This window comes from Pseudomonas sp. nanlin1 (assembly GCF_045571515.1).
Taxonomy (GTDB): domain Bacteria; phylum Pseudomonadota; class Gammaproteobacteria; order Pseudomonadales; family Pseudomonadaceae; genus Aquipseudomonas.
Genome location: NZ_CP124218.1, coordinates 410,146 through 421,591 on the forward strand (window position 1 = coordinate 410,146; position 11,446 = coordinate 421,591).

Here is an 11,446-nt window from a genome sequence, read left to right on the forward strand (position 1 = left end):
TCGACCCCGAGCCATGCTCAATACGCTGCGCAAGATCGTCCAGGAAGTCAACTCCGCCAAAGATCTCAAATCGGCGTTGGGGATCATCGTGCTGCGCGTCAAAGAAGCCATGAGCAGCCAGGTGTGCTCGGTCTACCTGCTTGACCCTGAGTCCAACCGTTTCGTGCTGATGGCAACCGAGGGTCTTAACAAACGTTCCATCGGCAAAGTCAGCATGGCGCCTAACGAAGGCCTGGTGGGCTTGGTGGGCACGCGCGAAGAGCCGCTGAACCTGGAGCACGCAGCCAACCACCCGCGCTATCGCTACTTCGCTGAAACCGGTGAAGAGCGTTATGCCTCGTTCCTCGGCGCGCCCATCATCCACCACCGCCGAGTGGTCGGTGTGCTGGTCATCCAACAGAAAGAGCGGCGCCAGTTCGACGAAGGTGAAGAAGCCTTCCTGGTGACCATGAGCGCTCAGCTCGCCGGGGTGATCGCCCACGCCGAAGCGACCGGCTCTATTCGCGGCCTGGGCCGGCAAGGCAAGGGGATTCAGGAAGCGCGCTTCGTCGGCGTGCCCGGCTCACCAGGGGCGGCAGTCGGTACGGCGGTGGTCATGCTGCCCCCCGCCGACCTCGACGTAGTGCCCGACAAACACGTCACCGACATCAAATCCGAGCTGGCCCTGTTCAACAACGCCCTTGAAGGGGTGCGCAGCGACATGCGCACGCTGTCGGCCAAACTCGCGACCCAGCTGCGCCCCGAAGAGCGCGCGCTGTTCGACGTTTACCTGATGATGCTGGACGACGCCTCCCTGGGCAGCGAGGTGACCAACGTCATCAAGACCGGGCAGTGGGCCCAGGGCGCATTGCGCCAAGTGGTGACCGAGCACGTTAATCGCTTCGAACTGATGGATGACGCCTACCTGCGCGAGCGCGCCTCGGATGTCAAAGACCTGGGGCGCCGCCTGCTGGCGTACTTGCAGGAAGCGCGGCAGCAGACCCTGGTCTACCCCGACAACACCATTCTGATCAGCGAAGAGCTGTCGCCGGCCATGCTTGGCGAGGTGCCAGAGGGCAAGTTGGTGGGGCTGATCTCGGTCCTGGGCTCCGGTAACTCCCACGTGGCGATCCTGGCGCGTGCTATGGGTATCCCCACCGTGATGGGCCTGGTTGACCTGCCGTACTCTAAAGTCGACGGGATCAAGATGATCGTCGACGGCTATCACGGCGAGGTCTACACCAACCCCAGCGATATCCTCAGCAAGCAATACGCGGCGGTGGTGGAGGAAGAGCGTCAGCTGGCCCAGGGCCTCGATGCGTTGCGCGAGTTGCCCTGCGTGACCCTGGATGGCCACCGCATGCCGCTGTGGGTCAACACCGGCTTGCTCGCCGATGTGGCCCGCGCGCAACAACGGGGTGCCGAAGGTGTTGGCTTGTACCGCACCGAAGTGCCGTTCATGATCAACCAGCGCTTCCCCAGCGAAAAAGAGCAGTTGGCTATCTACCGTGAGCAACTGGCCGCCTTCCACCCGTTGCCGGTGACCATGCGCAGCCTGGATATCGGCGGTGACAAATCCCTGTCTTACTTCCCCATCAAGGAAGAAAACCCCTTCCTGGGGTGGCGCGGGATCCGCGTAACCCTCGACCATCCGGAAATCTTCCTGGTGCAGACCCGCGCCATGCTCAAGGCCAGCGAGGGCTTGAACAACCTGCGCATTCTGTTGCCGATGATCTCGGGCACCCATGAGCTGGAAGAGGCCCTGCACCTGATCCACCGCGCTTGGGGCGAGGTGCGTGACGAGGGCACCGACGTGCCGATGCCGCCGGTCGGGGTGATGATCGAAATCCCCGCAGCGGTCTATCAGACCCGCGAGCTGGCCCGCCAGGTCGATTTCCTCTCGGTGGGTTCCAACGATCTGACCCAGTATCTGCTGGCCGTGGACCGCAACAACCCGCGGGTCGCCGACCTCTATGACTACCTGCACCCTGCCGTACTACAGGCCCTGCAGAATGTGGTCAACGATGCCCACGACGAAGGCAAGCCGGTCAGCATCTGCGGGGAAATGGCCGGTGACCCTGCCGCCGCCGTGCTGCTGATGGCCATGGGCTTCGACAGTCTGTCGATGAACGCCACTAACCTGCCCAAAGTGAAGTGGATGCTGCGCCAGATCAGCATGAGCAAATCCAAGGAATTGCTCGCCCAGTTGATGAAGATCGATAACCCCCAGGTGATCCACAGCTCGCTGCAACTGGCCCTGAAAAACCTCGGGTTGGCGCGCATGATCAACCCGGCGGCGCCCAAAAGTCTTTAACAACGTTTCAGGGCAGTGGAGCCCAGGCCCTCGCTTCCGGTAACATGCCGGACTGTTTCCGGGGGCTACGATGGAATATCTGCTCTATCTCGTGTTGGGAGCCTGTGCTGGCGTGCTCGCTGGGCTGTTCGGCGTGGGCGGCGGTATCATCATCGTCCCTGTGTTGGTCTACAGCTTTACCCTGCAGGGGTTCGACACCTCCGTACTCACCCATCTAGCCGTGGGCACTTCGCTAGCGACGATCGTCTTCACATCAGTCAATGCCATCCGTGAACACCACCGGCGCGGCGCGGTGCAATGGCCGATCTTTGGTTGGATGACCGTCGGCATTCTGTTGGGCGCCGGGCTGGGAGCAACCACCGCCACCTACATTCAAGGGCCGCACCTGCAGAAAATCATCGGTGTATTCGCCCTGTTGGTGTCGCTGCAGATGGTGCTCAACCTGACGCCGCGCCACCCTAAGGCAGTGCCAGGGCCTGTGGGGCTTGGCCTGGCCGGCAGCATCATCGGTTGGGCCTCGGCCATTTTCGGCATCGGCGGCGGTTCGCTGACCGTGCCTTTCCTGACCTGGCGCAGCCTGACCATGCAGCAGGCGGTGGCCACGTCATCGGCGTGCGGCCTGCCCATCGCAATATTCAGTGCCATCAGTTTTATGATCCTGGGCTGGCATGACCCCTTGTTGCCAGCGCACAGCTTCGGCTTCGTGTATTTGCCCGCGCTGCTGGGGATCGCCCTGACCAGTATGCTGTTCGCCCGCTTTGGCGCAAAACTGGCTCACCGGTTGTCGCCCAGGCTGTTAAAGCGTTTGTTTGCCGCGCTGCTGTTTTGCGTTGGCTTGAGTTTTTTACTTTAAGGAGCAGCCATGCTGGCTTACCCGCAAATCGACCCCGTGGCGCTCGCCATTGGCCCGCTGAAAATCCACTGGTACGGCCTGATGTACCTGATTGGCATCGGCAGCGCCTGGCTGTTGGCGTCGCGCCGGCTGAATGACTTCGACCCCACCTGGACCAAGGAGAAACTCTCCGATCTGGTGTTCTGGACAGCCATGGGTGTGATTGTCGGTGGGCGTTTGGGCTACGTGCTGTTCTATGACCTGGAAGCTTACATTGCCAACCCGCTGTTGATTTTCGAGGTCTGGAAAGGCGGTATGGCATTTCATGGCGGGTTGTTGGGCGTCATGTTGGCCACTTGGTGGTTCGGCCGCCGTAATGGCAAGTCGTTCTTCGAGCTGATGGACTTTATCGCGCCGCTAGTGCCCATCGGCCTTGGGGCAGGGCGCATCGGCAACTTTATCAACGCCGAATTGTGGGGCAAACCCACCGATGTGCCTTGGGCCATGGTGTTCCCGCCCTACAGCGACCCCGCGCAGTTGGCGCGCCACCCCTCGCAGCTGTACCAATTCGCCCTGGAAGGCGTAGCGCTGTTTATTATTCTGTGGGCGTTCTCGCGTAAGCCGCGGCCGACCATGGCGGTGTCCGGCATGTTCGCGCTGTTCTATGGCATCTTCCGTTTTATCGTCGAATTCGTGCGCGTGCCTGATGCACAGCTGGGTTACCTGGCCTGGGGCTGGCTGACCATGGGCCAGGTGCTGTGCCTGCCGATGATCCTCGGCGGCCTGGCGTTGATCTGGTGGGCCTATAACCGTGGGCCGTCGGTGACGCGTACAACGCCCTAAGCTTTAACGGCAGGTGCCAGGCGCCTGCCCACTTTTTCCCGTGAGGCCCCCATGAAAGCGTATCTGGATCTTTTGAACGACGTCGTCACCAATGGCTTAGCCAAGGGTGACCGCACCGGCACAGGCACCAAGGCCGTTTTCGCTCGGCAGTTCCGCCACAACCTGGCCGATGGCTTTCCGCTGCTAACCACCAAAAAGCTCCACTTCAAAAGCATCGCCAATGAATTGATCTGGATGCTCAGCGGCAACACCAACATCCAGTGGCTCAACGAAAACGGCGTGAAGATCTGGGACGAATGGGCCACCGAAGACGGCGACCTGGGCCCCGTCTACGGCCAGCAATGGACCGCCTGGCCGACCAAGGACGGCGGTTCCATCAACCAGATCGACTATATGGTCGAAACCCTCAAGACCAACCCCAATAGCCGGCGCATTCTGTTCCACGGCTGGAACGTCGAGTACCTTCCCGACGAACGCCAAAGCCCCCAGGAAAACGCCCGCAACGGTCTGCAAGCGCTACCGCCGTGCCACCTGCTGTATCAGGCCTTCGTGCACGACGGGCACTTGTCGATGCAGTTGTACATCCGCAGCTCCGACGTGTTCCTCGGCCTACCCTACAACACCGCCGCCCTGGCATTGCTCACCCATATGCTGGCCCAGCAATGCGACCTGATCCCCCACGAAATCATCGTGACCACGGGTGACACCCATGCTTACTCCAATCATATGGAACAGATTCAGGAGCAACTGGGCAGAACACCTCGGGCGCTGCCCCAACTAAAAATCCTGCGCCGCCCGGACTCGATATACGGCTACCGCTTCGAAGATTTCGAGATCGTGGGCTATGACGCTTATCCGAGTATCAAGGCGCCTGTGGCGGTTTGAGGGATCATTCCCCTTCATCGAGTTGAACTCGCAAACAATGTTCGTGCCATGCACGATGATGTCGGACACAAAACGCGGTACGTCATAGACCGTTGGACAGCCCCACTTTACCAGGTCACGCCCACGCTCTTGCCAGATGTGGCGTACACCGAAGCCTTTGTGGGGGCCGATGTGCTTGCCCGCCCTGAGGTAGATATCCCCGCCAGGCTGCTGTAACGTAACCGTCCGGGCAACTCATCTACCTAGCCCCGCAAAGCCAAGACATGGTGTGCACTTAAATTTAAGTGGGCACCAGTTCTAGACTTTTAAGCGGGTATTTCATGCAGCCAACACGCCGTTCCTATTCCAAATCCTTCAAGGCTCAGGTCATTCAAGAGTGTGTCCAGCCCGGCGCTTCGATTGCCAGCATCGCACTCAGCCATAGCCTCAATGCAAACCTCGTCCATAAATGGATTCGGGTGCAGGCGCAGAAAGGCACGGCGCTGCAACCCGCATTTATTCCGTTACCCATGCAGCTGGCCGGAGCAAATTCGCAAGCTGCATCGTCGAATATCTGCGTTGAGATCCAGCACCCGCGCGGTACCGTCAAAGTGAACTGGCCAAGCAAAAATGCTGCTGCCTGCGCGACCTTTCTTCGAGACCTGCTGCGATGATCCGCATCGACTTCATCTGGCTAGCTACTGAGCCGATGGACATGCGAGCGGGCACCGAAACCGCGTTAGCCAGGGTGATCGCGGTGTTCGGTGCGGCGAAGCCGCACTGTGCTTATCTATTTGCCAACCGTCGTGCCACTCGCATGAAGGTTCTAGTCCACGACGGCTTCGGTATCTGGCTGGCGGCTCGCCGGTTGAACCAGGGCAGGTTCCACTGGCCAAGCATTCGTCATGGCTCTGAAATGCAGTTGGACACACAGCAACTCCAGGCTCTGGTGCTGGGCCTACCATGGCAGCGCGCAGGTTCCGGCGGGGCGATCACACTGCTTTAAGGGCTGTCATTAGCCTATCGGTCTATCGCCGCGAACTGCTCATTCTGCCAAAATCCGGGGCATGAATTCTTCTCCCAATCTCGACCAAATGTTCCCCGACCAACTGCGCGCTTTGGCAGCGCAGTTGCTGGCGCAAGTCGACACCATGGGCAAGAAGATCAACCGCGATCAAACGGTGATCGAGAAACTGACACACGAGATTGCCCAACTTAAGCGTTTGAAGTTTGCCAAGCGTAGCGAGCAGATGAATCCTGAGCAGGCCAGCTGCTCTACGACCTCAGCACGCCCTGCGGCGTTGAAGCTGTTCACCATAAAGGTAGCCAGGGTTCGGTAAAACCATTCTCCACAGTGGACTAGCTTTAGAGGGGCAGCTAACAAGGCAAGCCCTGCCTGCAAATCGCCAGACTGAACGACGGACTTGTAGAACGCTGGAATGACGTCTCGATGGTAGCCAGCTTGCACCTCATCAGGTGCTGCAATGAGATAATTGAATGGGCAAGGCGCCGTTATGCTCACGAACTTCGAAATTTCAAACCCGTGGCACACAGCTAGCACTACCGCCGTGTTATTGCGGGTCGCCTGGTTGATCGCCACAATCTCTTGGACAAGCTCTTCCCATCCGACATATTCCTTGCTGGCGTGCAGGAAGAGCCCTTTCGCAGAATCTCCATGGCACTCGAAATGGAGTACGGGAAACAGGACGCCTGATCTGCATTGAGTCTGCACCATCCTTAGTGCTGCAATTAGCGTCTGCTTGCTTTTGATCTTGTGGAAACTTCAGTATCCCGCTCGGCCAATGGCAATGGAGTGGTCATGTAAGTCCTCGTAAAGCCGCCGCCCGGTCTGCATCTCACCTTCACCGAGCGAATCGAAAATGATCAAGCCGTTGTTTTGACATATCGAGGTATAAACCAGCTCTTTCATGGTCACGATTATCCAGGTGGTACGGTTGTCTATCATGCCTGCTGTACCCCAGCTGCGCACCCAAGGCGTCACGCCGGCCACGACCTACGAGGTTCCCCAGGGGAATATGTCCCTCTGCGGCTGCATTTCGTTTTTGTAATCCTTCCTCCACCTCGCCGTTATGTTCGACTCGTCAAAATGCGCCTGCTGGCAGCCCGCATAAAAAAACAAGCCAGATCGACATTGACAAAAATCTGCCGATTCGAACGGAGCGCACATGACTCACTTGAAGAAACTATCCCTGGCCTTGATTTCAGCAGCAGCCAGTTTTACACCCGTTACCAGCTTTGCGGATGAGGAAAAGGAGGGATTTATCGAGGGCAGTAGGCTTACGGTGCTCACCCGGAATTTCTATATGAACCGTGACCACCGAAAGGGGGAGTCAAGCCCCACAGGCAATGGGTATTCCGAGGCATGGGCACAAGGAGTCATCGGTCGATTTCAGTCTGGCTTCACCCAAGGCACCTTTGGCGTTGGGGTTGATGCGTTTGCGATGACGGGTATCAAGCTCGATACCGGTGGAGGCCGTAACGGCGCCAGAAGCTCATTTGACGTACTACCGGTTGATGGCAATGGCGATGCCGAAGATGAATACACAAAACTGGGTGGTTCGATCAAGGCACGGGCTTTCGATACCGTTGTAAACATGGGAGACGTGTTCCCTACGACCCCAGTCGTGTCCTTCGGCGATTCGCGCCTGCTCCCAGAGAGCTTCCGAGGGGTGACCGCTGTGAACAACAGCATCAGCGACTTGACTCTTCAAGCAGGGCGCCTTCATGCAATGAGCCAGCCCGCGTCCAGCGGGATGCAGGATGATTTTGCCACGTTCTATGCAGGCCCAGTGGACTCACCATGGGTTGGGTACTTCGGAGGCGAGTATGACGCGACTGATCGACTAAGCCTCAGTCTTTACGGAAGTCGTTTGAAAGATGCGTGGGATCAAACCTACGTCTCTGCTTCATATGTTCAACCCATCACAAACGCGCTTGCCCTCACCGCTGATTTCAACTACTACAATGCAAAAGATGAAGGAAGAAAACTTCTTGGCGAGTTCGATAACGACATCTGGAGCGCGAAACTTGGAGTCAAGTACGGCGCACATGCGCTGTCGATCTCACACCAGCGTAACCAAGGCGATGATGACTTCGATTATCTGCGCCAATCCGATTCGATCTATCTCGCGAATTCGATCCAGTACAGCGACTTCAACTCCCCTAAGGAAAGATCATGGATGATCACCTATAACATCGAAATGTCACGGTTTGGCTTGCCTGGTCTGTCGTTCATGACCCGTTACGCCAAGGGCACTGGAGCGGATTACTCGAATGCGAATAGCGTCTATATGCGTCGAGATGGAGAAGGAAACCCCTTGACCGATCAACATCGCTGGGAGCGTGACATTGAGGCCAAGTACGTCGTCCAAACAGGATCTATGAAAGACTTGTCACTGCGAATGCGTCAAGCCACGACACGAGCTACGGCCTTTGAATCTGACCTAGACGAAGTCAGGCTGATAGTCGAGTATCCACTCAGCATTCTGTAACGCCCTAACCATAACGCCTGGCGCTATGGTGACGTTACAGCTGGGAAACAAAAGAAAAGGCGCCCTTTACAAGGCGCCTTTATCTGCGGAATATAAAATACTTAATGCGTTAGTCCGGTAGGCCGTTTTAAGTCTTTGCCGTCCACTCATCGGGTCAGTGTTTGTTGCGGCATTCGCTTAGCGCCATGTACTGCACTGTCATTAGCTCACCCGCTGAGTCCTCATAGGTCATAAGTCGCGGTATGACTTGGCAGCTTTTTGTATCCGGTGTCTGTCGTACAACTTTCGCTATGTCCAGTTTCATGCCATATTTGTATTCGATAATCGCTGGCATGGGCTTGTCTTTCTTATCTGCATAGGCCTGGATGGCAATCTGATGCTTCTCAATAGACTCCTGAGCCAAGGAGTCGCCACTGAGTGCATAGGATGGCAGAGAAGCTAAAGAAACGCAGGTGGCTATCAGTGCGGACATAAGGCGCATAGTGTGAACCTCTATTAGTAAGTATCCCCATTATATGAAGAGGGGATTACCTGGAGGTTGCCCAAGAATTACGATTCGGAAATCTATATCCTCCGAACGAGTGCCTCTACCTTTGGCATAACAATATTGTAATCTCGCGATCATGTTGCTGTTAGCAGGCGAGGGTTATGCTTTACCTAATCTCTACAGAAAGGAATTCTGACCTCTGGAGCCGCCTAATAATTTTCCGGTGATATATATGAAGCTCGTAAAATCGATCCTGTTCGTGGCAACCACTCTTTCTTGCGCCCTGGCCTTTGCCCAGGATGGCAGCGAGCGCTCCATGCAAGCGGCTCAGCAGTTCCGTCTTGCCCAGCAGGAAGCCCGCGAAAAGAATGAATTACGCGTTGAATCGCAGCGGCTGGTAAAGGGCGAAGATAAAACCGAAAAACAAGTGTCGGAGAAATCCGCAGGTTAACCACACCACATCGGATTCACCTTAGAAGCTCAAGAGCTCCTTTGGAAAAGGTGAATATTTAAGCGTCCTTCGGGGCGCTTTTTTTTGCGTTTTCGGAACCGTGGTGAACACCTCCAACACGCGTCTGTCCCACAGATACAAACTGGTTTGCACTTCTTTTTATCTGATGCAAGGAACACACTATGAGCGCAGGTCACAGCCATGGGCAGGTACGCGCAGGGCATGAAAAGAAGCTCTTGATGGCTCTCGGGTTGACCACTGGATTCATGATCGCAGAAGTGATCGGGGCCTGGATCACCGGCAGCCTGGCATTGCTTTCGGATGCTGCTCACATGTTCACAGATTCTGCCGCGCTGGCCATCTCGTTAATGGCCTTCCAGATTGCCAAGCGACCTGCTGATCGGAGTCGAACATTCGGGTACGCGAGGTTTGAGATTCTGGCCTCAGCGTTCAACGCGATCCTGCTGTTCCTCGTGGCTCTCTATATTCTCTATGAGGCTTACCAGAGGCTCTTCAATCCCTCTGCCATTCAATCGACTGGCATGTTGATTGTGGCCGTCCTAGGTCTTGTGGTTAATCTGATTTCGATGCGCCTGTTGGGCGCTGCAAGTGGTGAAAGCCTGAATGTGAAGGGCGCTTATCTGGAGGTCTGGAGTGACATGCTCGGCTCGATAGGGGTGATCGTTGCCGCTATCGTGATTCGATATACCGGTTGGGCATGGGTGGACTCACTGGTCGCTGCGGCCATAGGCTTATGGGTGCTTCCTCGCACCTGGACGCTACTACGCGAGAGTATGAATGTGCTGCTTGAGGGCGTGCCCAACGGCATTGATTTAGACAAAGTAGAACAAGCCATACTCTCTGTGACGGGTGTCCAAGCTGTTCATGATTTGCACGTTTGGTCGGTCACCAGCGGCAAGAACGTGATGAGCGTCCATGTGGTCATTTCGCAAAGCTCTATGGACGGTCAATCCATTCTGGCGTCAATTACCGCTTTGGTTACTGAGCAGTTTGAGATCGGCCACTGCACCATCCAGCTGGAGCATGACGGCTTCCACGATGATGATCATTCAGCGGACGATCATCATGAGGATGGGCACCTGCACCATTCCTGACGCTCGCGGCAGAGTTGCCGCGAGCTTGCTTTGAGGGGGGAGGCTCGATCAGTCCTCCTCCCGGCGGTATGCCCATTGGTACAGCGCCGGGAGCACCAGTAAGGTCAGCGCCGTCGACGACAGGATGCCGCCGATCACTACGGTGGCCAATGGGCGCTGAACCTCAGCCCCTGTGCCGGTAGCCAAGGCCATGAACCCAAGCGAGGCAGCGAGGGCCGTCATCAACACCGGGCGCAGGCGTGTCAATGCCCCGATGTTGATCGCGTCGTTCAGAGAGCGTCCCTCTTCGCGAAGATTTTTGATAAACGCGATCATAACCAGCCCGTTTAGCCCTGCGACGTCAGACAGTGCAATGAAACCAACGCCAGCTGAAATGGACAGTGGTATATCCCGAAGCCACAGCGCCATGAACTGCCCGCCCCATGTTGTCCAATAGCCTGCCGGTATCTGCACGCCATTTTCGACGGTGTCGGCAGTTTCCGACACAAAAGACCCCAGGTCTCGCCCACGGACATTGGCGGTAACGACGACTACGCGCTTTCCATCTTCCCGGCTAATTTGGTTAGGCCCCAATACCAGATCAAGGCCCGCGACTTGCGATAGCGCGATGAAACCAATCGGCTGATCAGTACTGCCCGCGCTGGCCGGGACAGGAATCAACAAGCTCGACAAGCCAACAACATCGGTTCGAAGCTTCTCGGACATGCGGACTACCATGTCGAATCTGCGGTCACCCTCGGCCTACCCTACAACACCGCCGCCCTGGCATTGCTCACCCATATGCTGGCCCAGCAATGCGACCTGATCCCCCACGAAATCATCGTGACCACGGGTGACACCCATGCGTACTCCAATCACATGGAGCAGATTCAGGAGCAACTAGGCAGAACACCTCGGGCGCTGCCCCAACTAAAAATCCTGCGCCGCCCGGACTCGATATACGGCTACCGCTTCGAAGATTTCGAGATCGTGGGCTATGACGCTTATCCGAGTATCAAGGCGCCTGTGGCGGTTTGAGGGATCGGGGGCAAGCCCAGCGCGTCACAGGT

At 56.9% G+C, this 11,446-nt stretch carries 11 protein-coding genes and 3 pseudogenes; 11 read left to right on the forward strand and 3 right to left on the reverse strand.

What is annotated here, in order from left to right:
- Nucleotides 1-13 precede the first annotated feature (13 nt).
- The 7 genes and pseudogenes from ptsP to QCL65_RS01945 form a co-directional block, all read left to right on the forward strand.
- Nucleotides 14-2,293, forward strand: a complete 2,280-nt coding sequence (gene ptsP / locus QCL65_RS01915; protein ID WP_407314350.1) for a phosphoenolpyruvate--protein phosphotransferase — start codon at nt 14-16, stop codon at nt 2,291-2,293.
- A 70-nt stretch (nt 2,294-2,363) separates the two neighbouring features.
- Nucleotides 2,364-3,146 carry a sulfite exporter TauE/SafE family protein gene (locus QCL65_RS01920; RefSeq protein WP_407314352.1) on the forward strand — a complete coding sequence of 261 codons (783 nt, stop codon included), beginning with the start codon at nt 2,364-2,366 and terminating at the stop codon, nt 3,144-3,146.
- Between the two features lie 9 nt (nt 3,147-3,155).
- Nucleotides 3,156-3,968 carry a prolipoprotein diacylglyceryl transferase gene (gene lgt, locus QCL65_RS01925; RefSeq protein ID WP_407314354.1) on the forward strand — a complete coding sequence of 271 codons (813 nt, stop codon included), beginning with the start codon at nt 3,156-3,158 and terminating at the stop codon, nt 3,966-3,968.
- A gap of 51 nt (nt 3,969-4,019) precedes the next feature.
- Nucleotides 4,020-4,853: a thymidylate synthase gene (locus tag QCL65_RS01930; RefSeq protein ID WP_407314356.1), complete on the forward strand. Its 834-nt coding sequence runs from the start codon at nt 4,020-4,022 to the stop codon at nt 4,851-4,853.
- Between the two features lie 320 nt (nt 4,854-5,173).
- On the forward strand, nt 5,174-5,506 hold the full coding sequence (tnpA, locus tag QCL65_RS01935; RefSeq protein WP_407314358.1) for an IS66-like element accessory protein TnpA: 333 nt from the start codon (nt 5,174-5,176) through the stop codon (nt 5,504-5,506).
- Nucleotides 5,503-5,838, forward strand: coding sequence for an IS66 family insertion sequence element accessory protein TnpB (gene tnpB, locus QCL65_RS01940; protein WP_407314360.1), 336 nt, complete (start codon nt 5,503-5,505; stop codon nt 5,836-5,838). Before tnpA ends, tnpB begins: the two co-directional genes overlap by 4 nt.
- A gap of 61 nt (nt 5,839-5,899) precedes the next feature.
- Nucleotides 5,900-6,103: pseudogene (locus tag QCL65_RS01945) on the forward strand (transposase); the annotation flags it as partial.
- A 512-nt stretch (nt 6,104-6,615) separates the two neighbouring features.
- Here the strand turns inward: QCL65_RS01945 and QCL65_RS01950 are convergent.
- Nucleotides 6,616-6,843, reverse strand: coding sequence for a hypothetical protein (locus QCL65_RS01950; RefSeq protein ID WP_407314363.1), 228 nt, complete (start codon nt 6,841-6,843; stop codon nt 6,616-6,618).
- 175 nt (nt 6,844-7,018) lie between these two features.
- Here QCL65_RS01950 and QCL65_RS01955 point away from each other — a divergent pair, with 175 nt between their 5' ends.
- Nucleotides 7,019-8,344, forward strand: a complete 1,326-nt coding sequence (locus QCL65_RS01955) for an OprD family porin (protein WP_407314365.1) — start codon at nt 7,019-7,021, stop codon at nt 8,342-8,344.
- Nucleotides 8,345-8,498: 154 nt separating this feature from the next.
- On the opposite strand, the gene QCL65_RS01960 is transcribed toward QCL65_RS01955, so the two are convergent.
- Complete coding sequence (locus QCL65_RS01960) at nt 8,499-8,825, reverse strand: DUF2790 domain-containing protein (protein WP_407314367.1); 327 nt, start codon at nt 8,823-8,825, stop codon at nt 8,499-8,501.
- A 238-nt stretch (nt 8,826-9,063) separates the two neighbouring features.
- Between QCL65_RS01960 and QCL65_RS01965 the strand changes: the two genes are divergently transcribed.
- Together QCL65_RS01965 and QCL65_RS01970 are read left to right on the forward strand one after the other, a co-directional pair.
- Nucleotides 9,064-9,282 (forward strand): hypothetical protein, encoded by a 219-nt coding sequence (locus QCL65_RS01965; protein WP_407314369.1) that lies wholly within the window; start codon nt 9,064-9,066, stop codon nt 9,280-9,282.
- Nucleotides 9,283-9,464: 182 nt separating this feature from the next.
- A complete protein-coding gene (locus QCL65_RS01970) occupies nt 9,465-10,397 on the forward strand; it encodes a cation diffusion facilitator family transporter (protein WP_407314371.1) in 933 nt (310 codons plus the stop codon).
- A gap of 48 nt (nt 10,398-10,445) precedes the next feature.
- Here QCL65_RS01970 and QCL65_RS01975 read toward each other — a convergent pair.
- Nucleotides 10,446-11,135 (reverse strand): annotated as a pseudogene (locus tag QCL65_RS01975) (efflux RND transporter permease subunit); the annotation flags it as partial.
- On the opposite strand from QCL65_RS01975, the pseudogene thyA reads away from it, so the two are divergent.
- Nucleotides 11,121-11,414: pseudogene (gene thyA, locus QCL65_RS01980) on the forward strand (thymidylate synthase); the annotation flags it as partial. The pseudogenes QCL65_RS01975 and thyA overlap by 15 nt on opposite strands.
- Between the last annotated feature and the right edge of the window lie 32 nt (nt 11,415-11,446).

Coding starts and splice junctions, on each gene's coding strand:
- ptsP (WP_407314350.1), top strand. CDS start 14: ATGCTCAATACGCTGCGCAAGATCGTCCAGGAAGTCAACTCCGCCAAA.
- QCL65_RS01920 (WP_407314352.1), top strand. CDS start 2,364: ATGGAATATCTGCTCTATCTCGTGTTGGGAGCCTGTGCTGGCGTGCTC.
- lgt (WP_407314354.1), top strand. CDS start 3,156: ATGCTGGCTTACCCGCAAATCGACCCCGTGGCGCTCGCCATTGGCCCG.
- QCL65_RS01930 (WP_407314356.1), top strand. CDS start 4,020: ATGAAAGCGTATCTGGATCTTTTGAACGACGTCGTCACCAATGGCTTA.
- tnpA (WP_407314358.1), top strand. CDS start 5,174: ATGCAGCCAACACGCCGTTCCTATTCCAAATCCTTCAAGGCTCAGGTC.
- tnpB (WP_407314360.1), top strand. CDS start 5,503: ATGATCCGCATCGACTTCATCTGGCTAGCTACTGAGCCGATGGACATG.
- QCL65_RS01955 (WP_407314365.1), top strand. CDS start 7,019: ATGACTCACTTGAAGAAACTATCCCTGGCCTTGATTTCAGCAGCAGCC.
- QCL65_RS01960 (WP_407314367.1), bottom strand. CDS start 8,825: ATGCGCCTTATGTCCGCACTGATAGCCACCTGCGTTTCTTTAGCTTCT.
- QCL65_RS01965 (WP_407314369.1), top strand. CDS start 9,064: ATGAAGCTCGTAAAATCGATCCTGTTCGTGGCAACCACTCTTTCTTGC.
- QCL65_RS01970 (WP_407314371.1), top strand. CDS start 9,465: ATGAGCGCAGGTCACAGCCATGGGCAGGTACGCGCAGGGCATGAAAAG.